Below are 21,778 nucleotides of genomic sequence, written 5' to 3' on the forward strand. Positions count from 1 at the left end.
GTTTTCTCGTATGTCTTTATCCAATAGCCGGTTCCCACTTTTGGGAGATAAACATTAGTGGAACCGGAATGGCGGCATCCGTCAAGAAGCAGCTGCAATCTGTTCTGAGCGATCCCGAATGACTTTCAGCACAACACTATGAAAATCATTCAGGAAAACCTTGCCCCACAGGTCACAGTAGAAATTGATCGGCGTCGCAATCTGATAGCGGGTGGTAAGTGTGAGCCGCGTATGACCGTTCGGCAATGCTTCAAGACGATAATCGCCATTGGCGAGCTTGAGATAGTTGCTGTTCACATTGATATGGGCCTCGACAGCCGCGGGGATCGAATCAGACAAAAACCGGAAATCCCACGCTAAAAGCTTGTTTTCTTCCCAGCGCGTCACGACTTCCTGAAACTTGACGCCCCGCGTCCATTCAAGCTGACGCACGGCACCGATGCCCGTTCCCTCAAGACGAGCGTCCACGGGCTGTGGAACGCCAACAATGCCATGGCTGAATGTCCATGATAGCTCGTCCTGACGTACATTGCGGATTTCCGCCGTTTGTTGCCAAACCACTTCCGGCGGCGCTGCGATGTCAATGATTGTTGTCACAGCCCCTTCATGCGGCTCATATTTCAGCAATGGCTCAAGCGGATAAAACAGCAACGGCAGCGCGATCACCAGCATCGTGGAACGCGGTGTGCGGAAACGCCGAATAAGCGAAAGCGTCACCCATGAACCCAGTGCGGAGAAAATGCAGAAAAATGGCGAGGCCATTACGACGCAAATGCCACCTTCTCTGAAGCCAACCATGCTGACGACAACCAAACCGCCGATAATCATCCAGCCCATTCTTACATGACGCCAGAGGTCTTTTTCTGCACGCGGATCGCTGAGGCTGGAAGCAAGACTTGATATCGCCATGGGCAAAAGCATAAGCCCGCCGATGAACGGCATCCATTCCCGCGCTGTGCTCACCCAGATCAGGAGATAGAGCAAAAGCCCGTAAGCCACTGCGACTGGAACAGCCACGCGCAAACGTTCAAAAAAGCCGGGTACATTTGGGGAAGAAGAATTCATCTAAAAACGCACATATCTTTGAAGGATAACGCGTTTTAGAGCATTTGAACCGAAAGCGCGAGGCACCTTTGGCCCGGACCATGCACAAGTTAGGAAAAATGCGTAATTTAGAGAAAAGTGGCGACCACGACGACCGATGGTTGTGATTGATCCCGGGAACCTACAACGTAGGTGGGTGCCATATGCGAAAGCCCACAGGCCTTCACAGGGACAGCTCCCTTAGAGATCAATAAGGCCCCGGGGATGCTGTAACACCTGTCGGGAAGCGCAGTACGCCGACAACCTATATAGGCCCTGTCAGAGGTGAGCGCCAGTAGCTACCTTGATATGAGCTATTATATTTTCGTTACGAAGAGCTTGGGCGCGGCGCAATGCGCGAGGCGACCTGTTCAAGCCGAGCGGCTACGTCCGAAAGCATACCGGTAATCGCCGCATCGTTCTTGTCGGCACTGGTCAGTGCCTCATCGCGGGATCGGCGCAAAGTTTCAATTTCGGCCTCAAGCCCTTTGATACGCTTCTGCGTTTCGGCAAGCTCATCCATCACCATGATGCCGGCCATCACCGTCAGACGCAGATCGCCGATTTCGCCGAAAGAAGATTTGAGATGGGTGACGTATTGGTCGAAACGATCAGCAAGACCTGAGAGATGCTCCTCCTGCCCTTCGTCACAGGCCATGCGATAAGCTTTGCCGTCGATGGTAACGGTAACAGTCGCCATGCTTATTCCCCTATCGATCCAGAACGGCGCGTATGGTCTCCATCGCCGTCACAAGACGACGCGAGACTTCGCGATTTGCGGCTTCCAGCCGTTCCGCGCGCGCCTCAGACTGATCGAGTTCCTGAGCAAGACGGCTGCGGTCAGCGTTCATGCGCTGCACCTCTTCCTCGGCTTCGGCGAAATCGCCTTCCTTGTCCAGCCGCAGGTCCACCGCTTGTTCAAGCGTATTGAGTGCCTTTTCCAGCCGTTCAAGGACCTGCCTGAGGGTCGTTTCGGGTGCCATCCATATCCTTTCCAATGCCAGATCACAGACATCGAATCGCGCCTGCCGGACGGGCATCTTTGAAAATACTGTAATAATCGACCGCCCGATAAGCAACAAATGACGAGCCAGACTGGCTGTTCATGCACCGTTATCAGCGCAAAAAAGGCTTTTCGGTGATGAACAGCCCATAAATTGCCCGCATTCAACGCACAGTCGCGGACTGTTTATCGTTCAAAAGTCATCGTTTTGTTGACTCCTCGGGCGCAGGTGCTATGTGTCCCAAAGCCTTCTGCAGCGCGAGCATCTGAAGAATTTAATCGGTTTAAAGAGATTAAATCGTTTAGTATAAGGAGTTCGTGCTTCAGTCCCGAGGCATCGCCGCAACCCCGTTAAAACCTCTATGGAAAGACGGCCGAGACCATGACGAATTCCGATAAACAAAACCAGTTGGCCAACGCTATCCGCTTTCTCTCGATTGATGCGGTTGAGAAAGCCAATTCCGGCCATCCCGGCCTGCCGATGGGCGCAGCCGACATCGCGACAACGCTCTATACGCGTTTCCTGTCGCACGACCCGCAGAACCCACATTGGCCAGATCGCGACCGTTTCGTGCTGTCAGCAGGTCACGGCTCAATGCTTCTTTATTCGCTGCTCTTCCTCTCGGGCTACGAAGATATCACCATCGACGAAATCAAGAATTTCCGTCAGCTGGGCTCGCGCACCGCAGGTCACCCGGAATATGGTCATGCCGCAGGCATCGAGACCACCACCGGTCCCCTTGGTCAGGGCATTGCCAATGCTGTCGGCATGGCGCTGTCCGAGCGCATCCTGAACGCACAGTTCGGCGACAGCCTTGTTGACCATTACACCTATGTGATTGCCGGTGACGGTTGCCTGATGGAAGGCATCAGCCAGGAAGCCATCGCGCTTGCGGGCCATCTGAAGCTTAACAAGCTCATCGTCTTCTGGGATGACAACAACATCACCATCGACGGTGCCGTTTCCCTTTCCGATAACACCGACCAGCCTGCACGTTTCGCCGCTTCCGGCTGGAATACGCTTGCTGTTGACGGCCATGATCAGGATGCGATTGCCAAGGCTATCGAACTGGCCAAGGTTTCGGAAAAGCCAACGCTCATCGCGTGCAAGACCACCATTGGTTTCGGTTCGCCAAACAAGGCCGGCACGAACAAGGTCCACGGCTCGCCACTCGGCGCAGAAGAAATCGCTGCGACCCGTAAGGCACTTGGCTGGTCGGCAGAACCATTTGTGGTTCCTGCTGAGGTTCTCGACGCTTGGCGCGTTGCTGGCCTGAACTCTGCCAAGAAGCGTCAGGAATGGGAAAAGCGTCTGGCAAATGTCGATGCTGAAACCCGTGCAGAATTTGAACGTCGCATGCGTGGCGATCTGCCTGCAAACTTCGATGAAACCATCATCGAATATAAAAAGAAGCTTTCCGCTGAAAAGCCCAAGGTTGCGACCCGCAAGTCGTCGGAAATGGCTCTGGAAGTCATCAATGGCGTTGTTCCTGAAACCATCGGCGGCTCTGCCGACCTGACCGGTTCCAACAACACCAAGACCAGCCAGACCAAAGCTGTGACGCCAGAAAACTACGGTGGCCGTTACGTCCACTATGGTATCCGCGAACACGGCATGGCGGCTGCGATGAACGGCATGACACTGCATGGCGGCGTCATTCCTTACTCCGGCACCTTCCTGACCTTCTCAGATTATTGCCGTCCGGCCATGCGTCTGTCGTCGCTGATGGGCATCCGCGTTGTTTACGTCATGACGCATGATTCGATTGGTCTTGGCGAAGATGGTCCGACCCACCAGCCGGTCGAACATCTGGCTGTTCTGCGCGCAATTCCAAACCACAACGTCTTCCGTCCGGCAGACGCAGTGGAAGCAGCAGAATGCTGGCAGCTTGCACTGAAGTCGACAAAGACCCCTTCGACGCTCGCTCTGACCCGTCAGAACCTGCCAGTCGTGCGTACCGAACATCGCGAAGAAAACCTCTCCGCATTCGGCGCATACGAACTTGCAGCCGCAAGCAACGATGCCAAAGTCACGATCTTCGCAACCGGTTCGGAAGTGGAAATCGCGCTCAAGGCTCGCGACCTTCTCGAAGGCAAGGGCATTGCAACCCGTGTTGTTTCCGTTCCTTGCTTTGAGCTGTTTGAAGAACAGAGCGATGCATACAAGCAGGCAACGCTTGGAAATGCGCCGGTCAAGATTGCTATCGAAGCAGCGCTCGGCCTCGGCTGGGAACGCTTCATCGGCGACAACGGCGTGTTCATCGGCATGAAGGGCTTCGGCGCTTCGGGCGAGATCAACGATCTTTACAAGCATTTCGGCATCACAGCAGAAGCTGCTGCCGAAGCCGCGGAAAAGAAACTCAACGCCGCCGCATAATTATCAAACGCCGGCGTTAAACACGCCGGCGTTTACGTTTCCAGTTGGGGCGTTCCCAAACGCATTCAACTGTTTTATCAAGCCACTGCATATGCAGAACCCTTTCGGGAGATTTAGAGAAAATGGCAGTTCGCGTCGCAATCAACGGTTTTGGCCGCATCGGCCGTAATGTCCTCCGCGCTATCGTCGAATCAGGCCGCACCGACATTCAGGTCGTTGCAATCAACGACCTTGGCCCGGTGGAAACAAATGCGCATCTGCTGCGCTATGACAGCGTTCATGGTCGTTTTCCAAAAGAAGTAAAAGTCGTTGGCGACACCATCGACGTTGGCTACGGTCCGATCAAAGTACACGCTGTTCGCAACCCGGCTGAACTGCCGTGGAAAGAAGAAGGCGTCGATATCGCTCTGGAATGCACCGGCATTTTCACTGCACGCGACAAGGCCGCTCTTCATCTTGAAGCAGGTGCCAAGCGCGTCATCGTTTCAGCTCCTGCCGACGGTGCTGACCTCACTGTCGTCTACGGTGTGAACCACGACAAGCTGACGAAGGACCACCTGGTCATTTCCAACGCTTCTTGCACCACCAACTGCCTCGCGCCAGTGGCTCAGGTTCTCAACGATGCAATCGGCATCGAAAAGGGCTTCATGACCACGATCCACTCCTACACGGGCGACCAGCCAACGCTGGACACCATGCACAAGGATCTCTACCGCGCACGCGCAGCAGCACTTTCCATGATCCCGACTTCGACGGGTGCTGCAAAGGCTGTTGGTCTGGTTCTGCCAGAACTCAAGGGCAAGCTCGACGGCGTTGCAATCCGCGTTCCAACCCCGAATGTCTCGGTTGTCGACCTGACCTTCGTCGCCAAGCGCACGACCACTGTTGAAGAAATCAACAATGCGATCCGCGAAGCTGCCAATGGCCGTCTCAAGGGCATCCTCGGTTACACCGATGAACCACTCGTATCGCACGACTTCAACCACGATTCGCATTCGTCGATCTTCCACACCGACCAGACCAAGGTCATGGACGGCACGATGGTACGCATCCTGTCTTGGTACGACAATGAATGGGGCTTCTCGAGCCGCATGAGCGACACCGCCGTCGCTTTCGGCAAGCTGATCTAAGCAGCTCAATGTTTCGCTCCCTTCTCCCCACCGTTGCGCGCTGGCGTTCGCTGGAAGGAGAAGGGCTCGAACATCTCAATATCACGCCCGCCGGTAACACTATCAACGCAACTGGCGTTATTATCGGCGAGCGTGGCGATGTTCCTTACGGTGTACGTTATAGCATCGATTGCGCAAGCGACTGGCGCGTATTCCATTTCCTCATCGAAACGACATCCGGCTTAACGCTCGAACTCAAATCCGATGGAAATGGGCGCTGGACTACTATGGCCGGCGACGTACTATCCGAGTTTGATGGTTGCATAGACATTGATCTGGCAGGAACACCTTTCACGAATACTCTGCCTATCCGCCGTTTGGGTTTGACGCCCGAAAGCGGCACGGTACAGCTCGACATGCTCTATGTACCGTTCAATAGTTTCCGTCCGTTGCGAGACAGCCAACGTTATACCTGTCTTAAGGAAGACAAGCTCTACCGTTACGCTGCCGCCGACCGCACGTTTACCGCTGAATTGCCCGTCGATGAAGACGGGCTTGTCACCGATTACCCAACCCTGTTCCAGCGCCTGCCTGTCTGAGCGATAATCGCTCACAGACTGCTGGAAAAAGCCCCGGGAGAATTCTCATGAGTTTCCGCACCCTCGATGATGCCGACGTCAAATCAAAACGCGTTCTGGTTCGCGTTGACCTCAACGTGCCGATGGCTAACGGCGAGGTAACCGACCTCACCCGTATCGAACGTATTGTTCCAACCATTGCGGAACTGTCGAAGAAGGGTGCCAAAGTCATCCTGCTCGCTCATTTCGGCCGTCCAAAAGGCGTTTCTTCTGACGAAAACTCCCTGAAACACGTCGTCAAGCCGCTCGCAAAAGTGCTTGGTCACGGAGTGCATTTTGCCGAAGATTGCATTGGCGATAAAGCCAAGTCGGCAGTGGAGGCACTCAAAGACGGCGATGTTCTGCTTCTTGAAAACACCCGCTTCCACAAGGGCGAAGAAAAGAACGATCCAGAATTCGTTGCAGCACTTGCAGCCAACGGCGACATCTATGTCAATGACGCCTTCTCGGCAGCGCACCGCGCGCACGCTTCGACCGAAGGTCTCGCCCATGTGCTGCCAGCCTATGCAGGCCGCGCCATGCAGGCAGAACTTGAAGCGCTTGAAAAGGGCCTCGGTCAGCCAGCGCGTCCGGTCGTTGCAATCGTTGGCGGCGCCAAGGTTTCGACCAAGCTCGACCTGTTGTCAAACCTTATCGAGAAGGTTGATGCACTGGTGATTGGTGGCGGCATGGCCAACACTTTCCTCGCAGCACAAGGCCGCGATGTCGGCAAATCGCTTTGCGAACATGACCTCGCTCACACTGCGCGCGAAATCATGGCCAAGGCTGAAAAGACCAAATGCGCCATCATCCTGCCTGTCGATGCGGTTGTTGGCTGGCATTTCGCTGCCGACACACCAAACCAGACCTATGGCGTTGACGCTGTGCCAAGCGACGGCATGATTCTGGATGCCGGCGCGCTTTCCACCGACCTGATCGCCTCGGCCATCGATGATGCGGCAACACTCGTCTGGAACGGCCCGCTCGGCGCATTCGAATTGCGTCCTTTCGATGCAGCAACCGTCAAGACAGCCAAGCATGTTGCAGCTCGCACCAAGGCAGGCAAACTGGTATCTGTCGGCGGCGGCGGCGACACTGTTGCAGCGCTTAATCATGCAGGTGTCGCCGACGACTTCACCTATATCTCGACCGCTGGCGGCGCTTTCCTTGAATGGATGGAAGGGAAGCCACTTCCCGGCGTTGATGTGCTGAAGAAGTAAGAAAACGAAAAGCCCGGGGTTTCCTCCGGGCTTTTTCTTTATGTCTTAGGTGTCAATTTCAACAACCGCCCAGGATTATCATCCTCAATCACCCAGATCGCGCCATCAGGACCAACTGCCACGTCGCGAATACGGTTTTCCATGGAAAACCGTTCAGTTTCATTCGGCTGACCGTCGCTGTTGATCGTCACGCGGATCAGCGCCATCGACGAAAGGCCAGCGATCAGCGCAGAGCCATTCCAGTCGGCAAACATTTTGCCCTTGTAGAATGCCAGTCCGCCCGGCGAGATCACCGGCGTCCAGAACAGCATCGGTGCTTCGAACTCTGGCCGCGTGCTGTGGCGCGGGATCGGACGGCCACTATAATTGTCGCCATTGGAGACAACCGGCCAGCCGTAATTGAGACCCGGCTTGATGAGATTGAACTCGTCGCCACCGCGCGGCCCCATCTCATGTTCCCACAATTTGCCGTCGGGCGCGAAAGCTAGCCCATAGGGATTGCGATGACCCGTTGTCCATGTCAGTGCCTTGACGCCGCCTTCGGAAGCCATCGGATTATCCTTGGGCACAGAACCGTCGAGGTTCATGCGCAAGATTTTGCCCATCGGTGCATTTTCATCCTGAGCAGTCGCCGGTGACATTCGATCACCGACCGACAAGAACAGATGTTTTTTGTCCAGCGCAAAGGCAATCTTGCCGCCTGGCTGGCCGCCCTTCGCGGGCGTAGCCTGCTGCCAAATTGCCTTGATATCCTTAAGCTCAGCCTTGCCCTTGCCTTCAGACAGCGTTGCACGCGCCAAAATGAGCGCGCCGCCACCATTTTCCGGCATGACATAGGTGAAATAGATCGCCTTGCTCTTGGCAAAATCAGGCGCAGGAACAACATCCAGCAGACCATTCTGGCCGCTGAACAAAACCTCCGGCACGCCTGCAACTTCTGTCTTCTCACCCTTTTCGGTTACGACAAAAATCTTGCCACCCTTCTCGGTGAGGATCAGTTTGCCGCCCGGCAGAAATGCAATCGCCCATGGTGTGTCAAATTCCGCCACTGCTGCCACATTGAAAGGCAATTCAGTGGTGGCTTCCCTGCTTCCTGCATTGATGCTGTCCGCAAAGGCGGTCTGAGCCGGAAGGGCGATCATCGATGCAGCCAGAATGAACGGCAGGCTTAGTAGGGCACTTCGCATCTCTCCTCCTTATAATTGATATCCTTTAGATGGGATTCTCAGGCGTCATGTCAAAACCAAATGGGGTTGAAATCGCATATTCGTCTGTCGAATCTGGAATATTCATTCTGCACGCCAATTAGAGCAGAGTTCTGACAGCCGGTAAGAAAACTTGTCCCGGCTAAATCGTTTGAAAAAATTTCAATCGTTTCAACCACTTGTGCTGCCATTTTGTTGGCCTAACTCTTCTGCTATCGAAAATGAATATGTGTCTTGAGAGCGGCTGAGGCTCTTTGCCCAGCTTCCCAATATTGCCCCTTGCGGGGCCTTAAGGAGCTAACACATGACCGAACGTCTTGAAGATATTGCAATTGCACTCGTCGCAAACGGCAAAGGGATTCTGGCTGCGGATGAAAGCTCCGGCACCATCGCAAAGCGTTTTGAAAGCATCGGCCTCGCCTCGACTGAGGATTCGCGCCGCGATTATCGCGAGATGCTGCTCCGCTCTGACGACGCGATGAAGAATTACATTTCTGGCGTCATCCTCTATGATGAAACCATTCGTCAGAAGGCCAAAGACGGCACACCACTTGTCGATCTTATCCGCAAGGCGGGTGCTGTTCCAGGCATCAAGGTTGACGCCGGTGCAAAACCTCTTGCAGGTTTTGACGGTGAAACCATCACGGAAGGTCTTGATGGCCTGCGTGAGCGCCTCAACGAATATTATGGCGTTGGCGCACGCTTTGCGAAATGGCGCGCTGTGATTTCCATCTCTGATGGGCTTCCGACATGGGGAGCGGTCAAGCAAAACGCGCAGGCCCTCGCCCGTTATGCGGCACTCTGTCAGGAAGCGGGTATCGTGCCAATCGTTGAGCCGGAAGTGCTGATGGATGGCAAGCCGGGCGATCATTCCATCGACCGTTGCTACGAAGTCACCGAATGGGTGCTCAAGACCGTTTTCACAGAACTCTACGACGCACGCGTCAGACTTGAAGGTATGATCCTGAAACCGAACATGGTTATCGACGGCAAGAAGGCGCGCAAAGCCTCTGTTGAAGAAGTGGCCGAAAAGACCGTCCGCTGCTTCCGCAACACGGTCCCTGCCGCAGTGCCGGGCATTGCTTTCCTGTCGGGTGGCCAGACTGGCGAAGAAGCAACAGCACATCTGTCTACAATGAATGCCGGCTTCGAAATGCCATGGAAAATGACCTTCTCCTATGGCCGTGCGTTGCAAGCCGCTTCACTGGAAGCCTGGGGCGGCAAGGACGAAAACGTTGCTGCTGGCCAGCGTGCCTTTGCGCATCGCGCCAAGATGAATGGCCTTGCTGCAACTGGCGGCTGGCAAAAAGACCTCGAAAAAGCTGCCTAACCGGATATTGCACATGAAAGGCCTGGTTTACGACCGGGCCTTTTAGTTTTCCGCGAAATGAAACCCAACGGCCAATGCCATTACAAAGATTGCAATAACAGCGATCTTCCAGAAATCACCACGTTTCTTCAAACCCGGCAAGCCAAGCGGCTTGATGATGTGCAAGCCCATGAGGGCCATAAGCAGCACAGGCAGGACTTTGGTCACAAAACACCTCTCATGCTTTCTTGTGGCCCAGCCATTCGTATCCCGCAAGCCTCATCAAATTATACGGTGGCTATGATACACTTATTCATCTTTAGTTTCATGGACGAGGCTTTAATCGTCAGCATACACTAACCACCGGAGGAGATGAAAAGCGCGTGGAGGAGACGAGGCCGAACTGGCCTGTCTTGCGCTTTCATCCAGCATGTTATCGCGACGCTTTTTCGGGCCATCTGGTCTGGTAGAGCACGCGCTTCTGGGAGGAACGCATGACGTCAAGATATGCCGAAATCTATGCCGCATGGCAGAACGACCCCGAAGGTTTTTGGGCCGAAGCAGCCAAGGCCATCGACTGGTTCAAGCCGTGGGATCAGGTTCTCGCAAGCGATGAAGGTGTCTATGGTCGTTGGTTCACGGGAGCCGAATGCAACACCTGCTACAATGCACTCGACCGCCATGTCGCAAATGGGCGTGGTGATCAGGTAGCGCTTATCTACGATAGTCCTGTTACAAATTCGGCACGCAAATTTACCTATTCCGAATTGCTCGGAGAGGTTGTGTCGCTGTCTGCCGTCATGCTCGACAATGGTGTAACGAAAGGTGACCGCATTCTCATTTATATGCCGATGGTGCCGGAAGCAGCCATTGCCATGCTGGCTTGCGCTCGAATCGGCGCCGTGCATTCGGTGGTGTTTGGTGGCTTTGCCGCCAACGAGCTTGCAACCCGTATCGATGATGCAAAGCCCGTGATGATCATTGCCGGTTCATGCGGCATCGAACCAACGCGCGTCGTGCCCTATCAGGCGATGCTCGACAAGGCGATTGCAACTGCCCACCACAAAGTCAAACACTGCATCATCCTCCAGCGCGAACAACATCCGCACAATCTTATTGAAGGTCGCGATATCGATTATCGATCAGCAGTAGATGCGGCGCGCGGTCGTCATGTCCCTTGCACATCGGTCGCAGCCACCGATCCGCTTTATGTGCTTTACACATCGGGCACCACCGGCGAGCCCAAAGGCGTGGTGCGCGACAATGGCGGGCATATGGTGGCGCTCGCATGGTCGCTGAAACATGTCTTCGGTATTGAGCCGGGACAGGTTTTCTGGGCAGCATCCGATGTCGGCTGGGTGGTTGGTCACTCCTACATCGTCTATGCACCGCTGATTGCGGGCGCGACCAGTATCCTTTTTGAAGGCAAACCCATCGGAACGCCTGATGCTGGCACCTACTGGCGCATTATCGCGGAGCATGGTGTTGAAGTGATGTTCACCGCGCCTACTGCGCTGCGTGCTATCAAGAAGGAAGACGCAGGCGGCAATTTCGTGCGACGCTACGATCTGTCCAAATTCCGCGCCCTTTATCTTGCTGGTGAACGCGCTGATCCTGACACGATCCACTGGGCGGAAAATCTGCTCGGCTGTCCGGTAATTGATCATTGGTGGCAGACTGAAAGTGGCTGGCCGATGGTTGCCAACCCGCTTGGCCTTGGACTGCTCGAAACCAAATACGGCTCCCCCGCTGTCTGCCTGCCAGGCTATGATATTCGCGTGCTCGATGATGCAGGCCATGAGGTCGAACGCGGTCAGCTTGGCAACATCCTGATCAAATTGCCATTACCGCCCGGCTGTCTGCCAACCCTGTGGAACGCCGATGACCGTTTTCGCAAAGCCTATCTCAACGAATTTCCCGGCTATTATAAAACCGCTGACGCGGGCTACATGGATGAAGACGGCTATCTCTACATCATGAGCCGCACCGACGACATCATCAATGTCGCGGGCCACCGTCTTTCGACGGGGGGCATGGAGGAAGTGCTGTCCAGTCATCCCGATGTTGCAGAATGTGCGGTGCTTGGCATTTCCGATGCCGTCAAAGGTCAGGTGCCCTGCGGCTTCCTTGTGCTGAAATCCAATATCGACCGCGATACGCACGAGGTCGAGAAGGAATGTGTCAGTATGATTCGCGATGTCATTGGCCCTATCGCTGCTTTCCGACTGGCTTTGACCGTAAAGCGCCTGCCAAAGACCCGTTCGGGGAAAATATTGCGATCAACGATTCAGAAAATCGCGGATGGCGAAGAATGGAAAATGCCAGCCACCATCGACGATCCGGCTATTCTCGATGAAATCAGCTCAGTTTTACGAGAGCGACACATCGGTCTGGCTTTTGCGTAGCTCTGCATTATCGCACATCAAATCCGAAAACCGCTTCACACTTTTCGGGATGCGCTTCCAACTCTTGACCGGCGCAATTCGCCGGTCCACTCTCCGTCAAAATTCGGAGATTGATCGATGCAGTTAGAAGGCAAGGTGGCAATCGTCACGGGTGCTGCCCGCGGTATTGGCTATGCCATTGCCAAGCGTTTCCTCATGGATGGTGCGAGCGTTGTTGTGTCAGATGTCGACGGCACAGGAGCGTCAAAGGCTGTCAGGGATCTGGAACAGTATGGCAAGGTTCTCGGCATTGCTTGCGATGTTGGCGACAAGCTCGATATTCATAATCTTCTGACCTATGCCGCCACCAATCTTGGTGAGATTGATATCCTCGTCAACAATGCAGGCATCGTGCATCAGGCCGATTTTCTCGATCTCAAGGAAGAAGACTTCGATCGCGTGATGCGCGTCAATCTCAAAGGCGCGTTTCTCTGTGGTCAGGCTGTCGCCAAACGTATGGTTGCCCGCGTGGAAGCGGGGGGCGAGGCTGGCAGCATCATCAACATGTCGTCGATCAATGCGATATTCGGCTTACCGGAACAACTTGCTTATTCTGTCTCCAAAGGCGGCATGAACCAGCTGACACGCACGATGGCAGTGGCACTTGCCAAATGGGGGATTCGGGTCAATGCAATTGGTCCGGGTTCCATCGAAACTGATATGCTGTCAGCCGTAAACACGAATGCCGAAGCACGCAAAAAGATTGTCGAGCGCACGCCGCTCGGGCGAATCGGTCAAGCTTCTGAAATCGCAGCAATTGCGTCGTTTCTGGCATCCCGTGATTCGAGTTATGTCACCGGCCAGACGATCTATGCAGATGGTGGTCGTCTGCCACTGAGCTACACCGCCACACCACGGTTTAAAGCCTGATCAAGTAATTGCGGTGCGCTAATATTAGGATGATAATAAAGCGATCCCTCCTGACAGATAGCTGTCAGGAGCCCTGTGTCATAGTATCTTCCTAGAGAAGAGGGATTCACCATGGCACTCGCAATCGCACCACTGCTCGCAGTTCTGAAAGAATACATGCGCAGGCAGGACGAACGTCGACGCTTCATCCTCACACAACGCGCGCTCGACAATCTCCCGCGTGACCTGCGCAAGGATATGGGCTGGCCAGATCGCTATCTGGAGCAGCGCAAAGCCAAACAATGCAACGGAGAATGAACCCGGAATGCGCCGCGCAGACCGCCTTTTCCAGATCGTTCAGCACCTGCGCGGTGGCAGGCTTGTCACCGCGCGACAGCTTGCCGAGCGGCTCGAAGTGTCAGAACGAACCATCTATCGCGATATTGCTGATCTGCAATCGACAGGCGTTCCTATCGATGGCGAGGCCGGCGTTGGCTATATTCTGCGGCAAGGCTTTGAGCTGCCGCCGCTGATGTTTACGCGCGATGAAATCGTGGCGCTTGTAGCAGGCGCGCGCCTAATCCGCGCCTGGGGCGGCGTTTCCATGGCGCGTGGCGCTGAAGAAGCGCTGGTAAAAATCGAAGCCGTTCTGCCCAAGGAAGAACGTGCCCGCATCACCGGCACACAAATTCACGCGCCGTCGACAAGCATCAGCGTAAGTGAACGCCGTGTCATCGATGCGGTCGAACGTGCTGTCGATGAAGGCACAGTTCTCAACATCCGTTATCGCGATCTGGAAGCCCGGGAGAGCGAGCGCGATATCCGTCCGCTGGGTCTGTGGTTCTGGGGCAAAGTGTGGACAGTGATTGGCTGGTGCGAGTTGCGCAATGCTTTCCGCACTTTCCGCACAGACCGTATTCTTACGGCAGGCAATGCAGGTCGCACCTTTCGCTCCGAGCGCGGCAAGACGCTTGCCGATTTCTATCGTCTCATGGAAATGAGCGAATACAACGCATTTAAGGATTGATCTCCCAAAACCTCATAAAAAACCCGCCAGACCGGCGGGTTTTTTATGTCCATTCGAAGAAAGCTTATTCTTCATCTTCTTCGGTGTTTGAGCCCTTCAGCGAAGAGAGCTTTGCGAATACCTTGTCCGCATCCAGCTCTTCTTCTTCAGGCTGCTCATCACGGTAATCGAAGTTTTCGGTCGCAGATGCTGGCAGCAGCGTGCTGTCAGATTCCTGCGCTGGGCGATTGCGTGCTGCACGTTCGACTTCAAGGTCGAGGTCGATCTGCGTGCAAAGGCCGAGTGTCACAGGATCCATTGCCGTCAGATTGGCTGAATTCCAGTGGCTACGGTTGCGAATCTGTTCGATGGTCGACTTGGTCGTGCCGATCAGACGGGAAACCTGCGCATCCTTCAGTTCAGGATGGTTACGCACCAGCCAGAGAATCGCATTTGGGCGGTCCTGACGCTTGGAAAGCGGCGTATAACGCGGTCCCTTGCGCTTGGCTTCTGGCACGCGCACCTTTGGATCGGAAAGCTTCAGGCGGTGATAAGGATCCTTTTCACCCTTGGCAATTTCTTCGCGCGAAATCTGGCCGGTGATAACTGGATCAAGCCCCTTGATGCCCTGCGAAGCTTCACCGTCAGCTATTGCCTTTACCTCAAGCGGATGCAGCTTACAGAAAGCAGCAATCTGATCAAAAGACAAAGCCGTATTATCGACGAGCCAGACGGCCGTTGCCTTCGGCATAAGAAGCTGGGTGGCCATTAGATATAATCCTTCTGTTCGTCCGCTCCGGTGGCGCGGGACGTGGGAAAAACCACAAATTCCGGGAAATCACGGCCTATATATATTTTTTTTGACCATAGAGCAAGAAAGTGCTTCCACCACATCCCCTATTCTCTATCGCAAGCTAAAATCATGCCACGTCGAGCACGATTTTGCCGATATGCTGACCACCTTCCATCCGGTCATGCGCCCGCCACGCGTCTTTGAGCGGGAAAATCATATCCATAACCGGGGAGACGCGGCGTTCCGCCAGCAGCGGCCAGACTTTTGCTTCCAGTTCACGCGCAATGTCCGCTTTGAAGCCAACAGACCGCGGACGCAATGTCGAGCCGGTATGGGTAAGGCGCTTTGTCATCAGAAGTGCAAAGTTTGCGGTTGCCTTCGCGCCATTCAGAAACGCAATCTGCACAATGCGCCCGTCCTCTGCGGCGGCCTTGTAATTACGATCGACGTAATCGCCGCCCACCATATCGAGAATGACATCGGCTCCTTTGCCTTTGGTCACATCTTTGACCACCGTGACGAAATCCTCGTCGCGATAGTTAACGGCCCTGTCTACGCCGAGCTTCAGACAGGCTTCGCACTTGTCGGTCGAACCTGCCGTGACAATCACATTGGCACCAAACGCTTTGCCAAGCTGAATAGCTGTTGTTCCAATACCGGATGAGCCGCCGTGGATCAGCAATGTCTCGCCTTCTTTCAAACCGCCACGTTCAAACACGTTATGCCAGACGGTGAAAAAGGTTTCGGGAATTGCCGCAGCTTCAATATAGCCATAGCCAGACGGCAGCGGCAGCGCGTTGGTTTCGTGCACAACCGCATATTCGGCATAGCCGCCACCAGCAAGCAAGGCCACGACCTGATCGCCGATCTTGTAGCGCCTGACACTTTCGCCAAGCGCAACAATATCTCCCGCGATCTCAAGGCCCGGAATATCGGAAGCACCCGCCGGTGGCGCATAATGCCCCTCGCGCTGAAGAACGTCGGGGCGATTGACGCCCGCCGCACGTATCCGAACCAGAACCTCCCCTGCTTTTGGCGCAGGCACCGAACGCTGGATCGGGCGCAGCATATGAGCGCCACCCGGGCCTGCGATTTCGATTGCTGTCATCTGGGAAGGCAATTCGGCCATCATGATCAAACTCCTGTTCAAACGTCTCGTCGCAGAAATACCACCCACAGGAGTACACTGCTCATTTCAATATAATTCTTCATCGATTTCTTGAAATATATATGCGAAGATTCAAGGTGTTAAATCTTTTCTGCGCTTATAAGTCCGTCATAGACTCCGGAGGAAGGCCATGATCGGTATCGATGAAGATGCAAGTAAGCCCCGCGACAGCGTGGTTCTAAGTGAGGATGAGCTGGCGCTGCTTTCAGTCATAGAGATCGACCAGCGCATCACTTTGCTACAATCCGAAATTGAGCGTCTGAAGGCTGAAAGGCTTAAAAAAGGTGACAGCCGCGCTGCTGCCGAAGCGCTTTTCCGCTGAGCTATCGTCTCAGCCCGATCATCAACGATAGAGCGAAGTCGCACCTCTCGCGACTTCATAAAATCCCGGGAACGTGATCTTGCGAATTTACATTCAGGTTCTGGCGCTACTGTGTGGCACAGCCTTTCTTCTGATGGCCTCCGGCCTCCACGGCCTGCTGCTGCCATTGCGCGGCGGCCTTGAAGGCTTCTCCGTTGCATCTCTGGGTATGCTGGGCACCACATGGGCGGGTGGCTTTGTCGCGGGCTGTGTCTTCGCCCCGCGCCTTGTGCGACGCGTCGGGCACGTTCGTGCATTTGGCTGCTTTGCAGCCTCCGCAGCGATCATTGCACTTCTGTCCGGCATCTATATTGATGCGATATCATGGATTATTTTGCGCACCTTCACTGGCTTCTCTATGGCGGGCGCATTCATGGTGATCGAAAGCTGGCTCAACGAGCGCGCCACCAACGAATCCCGCGGCAAGATTTTTGGCCTCTATATGATGGTCAACTACGGGGCCACAATGAGTGGTCAGATGATGGTGGCGAACGGAGATATCCGCGGCGATCATCTGTTCATGATCACCGGCATTCTTTTCTGTCTGGCGCTTATTCCAACTGCCATGTCGACAGCTGTCAGTCCAAAACCTCTCACCGAGGTTCAACTTGATCTCAAAGCGCTTTACCGCAATTCACCCGCCGCCTTCGTCGGCTGTATCCTGATCGGCATTGCCAATGGCGCATGGGGCACACTGGGCGCTGTGTTCGGCGCAAAATCTGGCATTTCGACTACAGAAATCGCATTGATGGTCAGCGTAACCATTGCTGCCGGTGCTCTGATGCAAATTCCGGTCGGGCGCATTTCCGATCTTGTTGACAGACGTTATGTTCTGGCCGGGGTTGCTTCACTTGCAGCTCTCGTCGGACTTATGGCCTTCATCATCGGCCCGTCGAACGGCAAAGTCATAATCATCATGACAGGCTGCTATGGCGCGCTCGCCTATGCACTCTATCCCGTCGCCGTTGCCCATGCGAATGACCACGCGTCGTCTGAAAGCTTCGTGAAAGTATCAAGTGGACTGCTGCTGCTTTACGGTTTTGGCACCATGCTCGGGCCCTTGCTGGCAGCCGCCGCTATGGACATCTTCTGGCCATCCGGTCTATTTGCAATAACTGCCCTCGCCCACATCTCGATCACCGGCTATGCGCTGTTCCGCTCGCGCAGGCGCGCATCCGTGCCAAAGGCTGAGAAAGAACAGTTCAAGAGCATGCCTTCTGTGAAGAGCGCGACACCAGAAGGCATGAATCTCGACCCGAGAGCGGAAGTTGACGGCTGAGAAGTCGCTTCAGGCAAGCAACAAAAAAGCAGCGAATAATCGCTGCTTTTCACCATGCTGTTAAATTTATTTAATATTGGATGCTTGGGATGCTCGGCGGCTGACGCACAGCCGCCAACATCTTCAACAGTACCATCCTATTGGCCGTCACCAATGGCGATTGCGTACTGTCCATGGAACTTTCGGATTTGAAAAAGTCCGAAAGCGATAAGCTTTGGAGCGCGGCCCGAGAAGTCTGAAGTTATTCTCGGATAGAATACGCGAAAATCCAAAACATTAGGGTGTCGACCTAATTCGATCAGATCGAACACACGCTACTGACGGATGGTTTAATGTCGAGTGACTTGTGTTCTCAGTTTTTCGATCTGCTCCTTGAGCACGAGCTTTTTGCGCTTGAGAGATGCAACGTGAAGATTGTCCATTGCCGGTGACGCCATGGCATCGGAAATTTCCTGCTCCAGAGCGCCGTGCTTTTTTTCGAGCGTGGCAAGATGGGACTCGATAGCCATCATCATTTCTCCTTTGATTGATTTCCCAAAGGATGAAACCGTGCGCGAAGTACCTGCCAACCGCAAAGCTTCACCCGCTCACACTGCGCAAATACCCAAAATACTCCTGTTTTTTCGGGCCAGTTACGCAGTCCCGACTGTCATGAACCGCAGCTCGTTGACAGCCGCCCATGACAGAACCATGACACTTTGGCATGAGTGAGGTCGAAAGTCGAATTTGTCGTGGTAGCATTTTCCAATCACGAAAAATGTGATAAGGGCTGCTCTCGAAACGGGTCTGTGCCACGCTGGCGCGGCCCGTAATATTATTCTGAACAATACGGGGCAAACCGCATGTCCGATCAGGAACAGGCCGAAATCAGATTGGCCGTCGCACGTCTGAAACAGGAACACGCGGATTTCGATGCAGCCATCAACGCCATGATGACGGTCGGCTGTGATCAGTTGCGTATCCAGCGCATGAAAAAGAAAAAACTCGCTATCAAAGACAAGCTGCAGGAAATGGAAGATCACGTCATTCCTGACATCATCGCCTGACCTTCAGATAGCAATGAGTTTTTAGCCGGGGGCCGCCCGGCTTTGTTTTTACTACACGAACGACCGAACTACGGAAGCGGAAATAGGAAAGATCAATGAGCGTGAGTGCAGACGTCGCCATCATTATGGGTAGCCAGTCCGATTGGGAAACCATGCGTCATGCTGCCGATACGCTGGATGCATTGGGAATATCTTTTGATGCCCGTATTGTTTCCGCGCATCGGACGCCTGATCGCCTTGTTGCTTTCGCCAAAGGCGCGAAAGCCGAAGGTTTCAAGGTGGTGATTGCCGGTGCAGGCGGTGCTGCCCACCTTCCAGGCATGGCCGCAGCCATGACGCCTCTTCCGGTATTTGGCGTGCCCGTGCAATCCAAAGCTCTTTCGGGACAGGACTCGCTTCTTTCGATCGTCCAGATGCCAGCAGGCATTCCAGTCGGCACTCTGGCGATTGGCCGTGCAGGTGCTGTGAATGCAGCCCTTCTTTCCGCAGCCGTTCTTGCACTTTATGACGATGCACTCGCGGCACGTCTGGATGAATGGCGCACAGCGCAGACCGAAAGCGTTGCAGAACGCCCATCCGACGAGGTCTGATATGGCAAATTCAGCACTCACAGCTAGCCTGAAAGCCGGATCGACAATCGGCATTATCGGCGGCGGCCAACTTGGCCGTATGCTTGCAATGGCAGCTGCTCGTCTCGGATATGAGACCGTTATTCTGGAACCTCAGGCTGATTGCCCTGCAGCACAAGTCGCAAATCGCCAGATCGTTGCTGCCTATGATGATCCAGCTGCGCTCGCAGAGCTTGCTACCGCCTCTGATGTCATTACCTATGAATTCGAAAATGTGCCGGTGATTGCCGCAGACAAGCTAGCGGAAACGGCGCTCGTCCTGCCACCGCCCGCAGCACTCGAAATCTCGCAGGATCGCTTTACAGAAAAGCAGTTCCTCAATGAAAGCGATATCGCGACCGCACCATGGCGTCTGGTTGATGATGAAGAATCGCTCATTGCAGCTTTGGGTGCACTTGGCGGACGCGGCATCCTGAAAACCCGCCGTCTGGGCTATGACGGCAAAGGACAGGTTCGCCTGACATCCCTCAATGAAAGCGAGGCTCGCGCAGCACTTGAGACGATCAAGCACGCGCCTGCGATCCTTGAAGGCTTTGTTGCGTTTGAGCGCGAGGTTTCGGTTATCGCCGCCCGCGACCACAGCGGCAATATTGCGATTTTCGATATCGCCGAAAACGTCCACAAGGACGGCATTCTCGCGACCTCTAGCGTTCCAGCAACCATACCTGCAAAAACGGCGGAAGCGGCCAGCAAGGCAGCCGAGAAGCTTTTACATGCACTCGACTATGTCGGTGTGCTTGGCCTCGAGTTTTTCGTTCTCGCCGACGGCACTCTGCTGGCCAATGAGTTTGCGCCACGTGTGCACAATTCAGGTCACTGGACAGAAGCCGCTTGCGCCATTTCACAGTTCGAACAGCATATTCGCGCAGTTGCGGGACTTTCGCTTGGTGATACGGTTCGCCATTCAGACTGCGTGATGGAGAATCTGATCGGTGACGACATTGAGCAGGTGCCAGCGATTCTCGCAGAATCGAATGCAGTGCTTCATCTCTACGGCAAGAAGGAAGCTCGCCCGGGCCGCAAAATGGGTCATGTGACCCGCATTAAGCCCCGCGCAAGTTGAGCATTACAGGGGAATCCATCAGATTCCCCTGTTAACAGGCCCCTGCGGCAAGATTTTCCGAACAGAGCTTCGTGAATCTGTCGTGCGGGAGTTGACATTTGGCTGGAATATTGTGTATTTCGGCCAACCCTTCGGGCAGGAATACTGCCTGTAACCAATTGGCGCCTTGGGCGCCTGTTTTTATGCAGCCCGGCGGCATGTTCTGTCGATGGGCCAACCAAGACCGGTGATTGACATGAAGATCAAGAATTCGCTCAAGGCGCTCAAGGCTCGTCATCGTGACTGCCAGCTCGTTCGCCGCAAGGGCCGCGTTTACATCATCAATAAGACTGCTCCGCGCTTTAAGGCTCGCCAGGGCTAATCTTATTTCTGATTTTGCATTTGACGTTTCGCTGCGCATGATGAAGATTATGCGCATGCGGAACGTTTTTGCACATCTGGGTCACACCTCGCTTTTGTCAGCTATCTGCGCAGCTTTGCTTATCATGAGCCCTGCCCTTGCTGATACAAAGCCATCGCTCACAGCCCCTATTCTGCCTGTTCAGGTTGGCGCTGACAGCGAACAAAAGCCACAGCAGGAAAAGCCTGCTCCGGCTGCAGCACAAACGCCTGAAGAGCGCCTCGACAAGCTTTTTGCTGATCTCAAGCGCACATCCAACGAGACAAAGGCGCGCCGCATCACCGTTCAGATCAATCAGATCTGGTCGCAATCTGGCAGCGCTACGGTAGACCTTCTCGTGCAATGGGCGAGTAGCGCCATGCTTGAAAAACGCTATACCTCAGCACTCGATTTCCTAAATGAAGCCATCGCAATCGATCCGGACTATGCTGAAGCATGGAACCGTCGTGCGACTGTCTATTACCTTCGAAACGACTATGCCCACGCTATGTACGACATCAATCGTACGCTGGAACTTGAGCCGCGTCATTATGGTGCGCTTACCGGCATGGCCGAGATTCTGCGTGCACGCGGGCTGAAAGAACAGGCGCTGCGCGCCTATGAACAAGCGCTACAGATCAATCCAATGATGCGGGACGCGCAGAAGAGTTTCTTCGATCTCACCGAAGAACTGAGCGACACTCGCACCTGATTCCTTTGCAGGACGCCTCAAACTGAGAAAGTGTAGAGCGCCATCTCAAAGCGCAAGGCGTTGATCACCTGCGGCTCTCCATGGCTTGATCCTTTGCCATGCTTAGGATGAGACCGAGGCCTTGTC

Annotated in this window: 24 protein-coding genes and 1 other RNA gene; 16 read left to right on the top strand and 9 right to left on the bottom strand. The window is 54.5% G+C overall.

Going from position 1 to position 21,778, the window contains the following annotated elements; all coding sequences use genetic code 11:
* Nucleotides 1-81: 81 nt before the first annotated feature.
* The 4 genes from CES85_RS19150 to CES85_RS19165 all read right to left on the bottom strand — a co-directional run bounded on the left by CES85_RS19150 (nt 82) and on the right by CES85_RS19165 (nt 2,066).
* Nucleotides 82-1,065, bottom strand: coding sequence for an SRPBCC family protein (locus CES85_RS19150; RefSeq protein ID WP_095447342.1), 984 nt, complete (start codon nt 1,063-1,065; stop codon nt 82-84).
* A gap of 118 nt (nt 1,066-1,183) precedes the next feature.
* A non-coding RNA gene (gene ssrS, locus CES85_RS19155) (6S RNA) lies at nt 1,184-1,342 on the bottom strand.
* 69 nt (nt 1,343-1,411) lie between these two features.
* Nucleotides 1,412-1,783 carry a cell division protein ZapA gene (locus tag CES85_RS19160; RefSeq protein WP_095447343.1) on the bottom strand — a complete coding sequence of 124 codons (372 nt, stop codon included), beginning with the start codon at nt 1,781-1,783 and terminating at the stop codon, nt 1,412-1,414.
* Between the two features lie 10 nt (nt 1,784-1,793).
* On the bottom strand, nt 1,794-2,066 hold the full coding sequence (locus CES85_RS19165) for a DUF4164 domain-containing protein (protein ID WP_010661399.1): 273 nt from the start codon (nt 2,064-2,066) through the stop codon (nt 1,794-1,796).
* A gap of 402 nt (nt 2,067-2,468) precedes the next feature.
* Between CES85_RS19165 and tkt the strand changes: the two genes are divergently transcribed.
* From tkt to CES85_RS19185, 4 genes are all read left to right on the top strand, one after another.
* Nucleotides 2,469-4,463, top strand: a complete 1,995-nt coding sequence (gene tkt / locus CES85_RS19170; RefSeq protein ID WP_095447344.1) for a transketolase — start codon at nt 2,469-2,471, stop codon at nt 4,461-4,463.
* 122 nt (nt 4,464-4,585) lie between these two features.
* Nucleotides 4,586-5,593 (top strand): type I glyceraldehyde-3-phosphate dehydrogenase, encoded by a 1,008-nt coding sequence (gap, locus tag CES85_RS19175; RefSeq protein ID WP_095447345.1) that lies wholly within the window; start codon nt 4,586-4,588, stop codon nt 5,591-5,593.
* A gap of 8 nt (nt 5,594-5,601) precedes the next feature.
* The gene (locus CES85_RS19180; protein ID WP_095447346.1) at nt 5,602-6,171 is read left to right on the top strand and encodes a putative glycolipid-binding domain-containing protein; all 570 of its coding nucleotides are present in this window, start codon (nt 5,602-5,604) and stop codon (nt 6,169-6,171) included.
* Between the two features lie 47 nt (nt 6,172-6,218).
* Nucleotides 6,219-7,409, top strand: coding sequence for a phosphoglycerate kinase (locus CES85_RS19185; RefSeq protein ID WP_095447347.1), 1,191 nt, complete (start codon nt 6,219-6,221; stop codon nt 7,407-7,409).
* A gap of 38 nt (nt 7,410-7,447) precedes the next feature.
* On the opposite strand, the gene CES85_RS19190 is transcribed toward CES85_RS19185, so the two are convergent.
* Nucleotides 7,448-8,596, bottom strand: a complete 1,149-nt coding sequence (locus CES85_RS19190; RefSeq protein WP_095447348.1) for a PQQ-dependent sugar dehydrogenase — start codon at nt 8,594-8,596, stop codon at nt 7,448-7,450.
* A gap of 322 nt (nt 8,597-8,918) precedes the next feature.
* Between CES85_RS19190 and CES85_RS19195 the strand changes: the two genes are divergently transcribed.
* Nucleotides 8,919-9,944: a class I fructose-bisphosphate aldolase gene (locus CES85_RS19195; RefSeq protein ID WP_095447349.1), complete on the top strand. Its 1,026-nt coding sequence runs from the start codon at nt 8,919-8,921 to the stop codon at nt 9,942-9,944.
* Nucleotides 9,945-9,986: 42 nt separating this feature from the next.
* Here the strand turns inward: CES85_RS19195 and CES85_RS27460 are convergent, their stop codons facing one another.
* Nucleotides 9,987-10,151: a hypothetical protein gene (locus CES85_RS27460; RefSeq protein WP_167388303.1), complete on the bottom strand. Its 165-nt coding sequence runs from the start codon at nt 10,149-10,151 to the stop codon at nt 9,987-9,989.
* Between the two features lie 266 nt (nt 10,152-10,417).
* On the opposite strand from CES85_RS27460, the gene CES85_RS19200 reads away from it, so the two are divergent.
* From CES85_RS19200 to CES85_RS19215, 4 genes are all read left to right on the top strand, one after another.
* Nucleotides 10,418-12,328, top strand: coding sequence for a propionyl-CoA synthetase (locus CES85_RS19200; RefSeq protein ID WP_095447350.1), 1,911 nt, complete (start codon nt 10,418-10,420; stop codon nt 12,326-12,328).
* Between the two features lie 117 nt (nt 12,329-12,445).
* Entirely contained in the window at nt 12,446-13,237 is a 792-nt protein-coding gene (locus tag CES85_RS19205) for an SDR family NAD(P)-dependent oxidoreductase (RefSeq protein ID WP_095447351.1), read from the top strand.
* Between the two features lie 111 nt (nt 13,238-13,348).
* Nucleotides 13,349-13,534 carry a hypothetical protein gene (locus tag CES85_RS19210; RefSeq protein WP_095447352.1) on the top strand — a complete coding sequence of 62 codons (186 nt, stop codon included), beginning with the start codon at nt 13,349-13,351 and terminating at the stop codon, nt 13,532-13,534.
* 7 nt (nt 13,535-13,541) lie between these two features.
* Nucleotides 13,542-14,243, top strand: coding sequence for a helix-turn-helix transcriptional regulator (locus CES85_RS19215; RefSeq protein WP_095447353.1), 702 nt, complete (start codon nt 13,542-13,544; stop codon nt 14,241-14,243).
* 64 nt (nt 14,244-14,307) lie between these two features.
* On the opposite strand, the gene CES85_RS19220 is transcribed toward CES85_RS19215, so the two are convergent.
* Both CES85_RS19220 and CES85_RS19225 read right to left on the bottom strand, forming a co-directional pair.
* Nucleotides 14,308-14,991 (bottom strand): DUF1013 domain-containing protein, encoded by a 684-nt coding sequence (locus tag CES85_RS19220; RefSeq protein WP_095447354.1) that lies wholly within the window; start codon nt 14,989-14,991, stop codon nt 14,308-14,310.
* Nucleotides 14,992-15,142: 151 nt separating this feature from the next.
* On the bottom strand, nt 15,143-16,147 hold the full coding sequence (locus tag CES85_RS19225; RefSeq protein ID WP_095447355.1) for an NAD(P)H-quinone oxidoreductase: 1,005 nt from the start codon (nt 16,145-16,147) through the stop codon (nt 15,143-15,145).
* A gap of 166 nt (nt 16,148-16,313) precedes the next feature.
* On the opposite strand from CES85_RS19225, the gene CES85_RS19230 reads away from it, so the two are divergent.
* On the top strand, nt 16,314-16,505 hold the full coding sequence (locus CES85_RS19230; protein WP_095447356.1) for a DUF1192 domain-containing protein: 192 nt from the start codon (nt 16,314-16,316) through the stop codon (nt 16,503-16,505).
* A 79-nt stretch (nt 16,506-16,584) separates the two neighbouring features.
* On the top strand, nt 16,585-17,823 hold the full coding sequence (locus CES85_RS19235) for an MFS transporter (protein ID WP_095447357.1): 1,239 nt from the start codon (nt 16,585-16,587) through the stop codon (nt 17,821-17,823).
* Between the two features lie 329 nt (nt 17,824-18,152).
* Here the strand turns inward: CES85_RS19235 and CES85_RS19240 are convergent, their stop codons facing one another.
* Nucleotides 18,153-18,335 carry a YdcH family protein gene (locus CES85_RS19240; RefSeq protein WP_024895753.1) on the bottom strand — a complete coding sequence of 61 codons (183 nt, stop codon included), beginning with the start codon at nt 18,333-18,335 and terminating at the stop codon, nt 18,153-18,155.
* A 330-nt stretch (nt 18,336-18,665) separates the two neighbouring features.
* Here CES85_RS19240 and CES85_RS19245 point away from each other — a divergent pair, with 330 nt between their 5' ends.
* The 5 genes from CES85_RS19245 to CES85_RS19265 all read left to right on the top strand — a co-directional run bounded on the left by CES85_RS19245 (nt 18,666) and on the right by CES85_RS19265 (nt 21,652).
* Complete coding sequence (locus CES85_RS19245) at nt 18,666-18,869, top strand: YdcH family protein (protein WP_095447358.1); 204 nt, start codon at nt 18,666-18,668, stop codon at nt 18,867-18,869.
* Nucleotides 18,870-18,970: 101 nt separating this feature from the next.
* Nucleotides 18,971-19,459 carry a 5-(carboxyamino)imidazole ribonucleotide mutase gene (purE, locus tag CES85_RS19250; protein ID WP_191793453.1) on the top strand — a complete coding sequence of 163 codons (489 nt, stop codon included), beginning with the start codon at nt 18,971-18,973 and terminating at the stop codon, nt 19,457-19,459.
* A 1-nt stretch (nt 19,460) separates the two neighbouring features.
* Nucleotides 19,461-20,561, top strand: coding sequence for a 5-(carboxyamino)imidazole ribonucleotide synthase (locus CES85_RS19255; RefSeq protein WP_095447360.1), 1,101 nt, complete (start codon nt 19,461-19,463; stop codon nt 20,559-20,561).
* A 235-nt stretch (nt 20,562-20,796) separates the two neighbouring features.
* On the top strand, nt 20,797-20,922 hold the full coding sequence (ykgO, locus tag CES85_RS19260; RefSeq protein WP_002967908.1) for a type B 50S ribosomal protein L36: 126 nt from the start codon (nt 20,797-20,799) through the stop codon (nt 20,920-20,922).
* Between the two features lie 124 nt (nt 20,923-21,046).
* On the top strand, nt 21,047-21,652 hold the full coding sequence (locus CES85_RS19265; protein ID WP_434063363.1) for a tetratricopeptide repeat protein: 606 nt from the start codon (nt 21,047-21,049) through the stop codon (nt 21,650-21,652).
* The last annotated feature ends 126 nt before the right edge of the window (nt 21,653-21,778 follow it).

The organism is Ochrobactrum quorumnocens (assembly GCF_002278035.1).
GTDB lineage: Bacteria > Pseudomonadota > Alphaproteobacteria > Rhizobiales > Rhizobiaceae > Brucella > Brucella quorumnocens.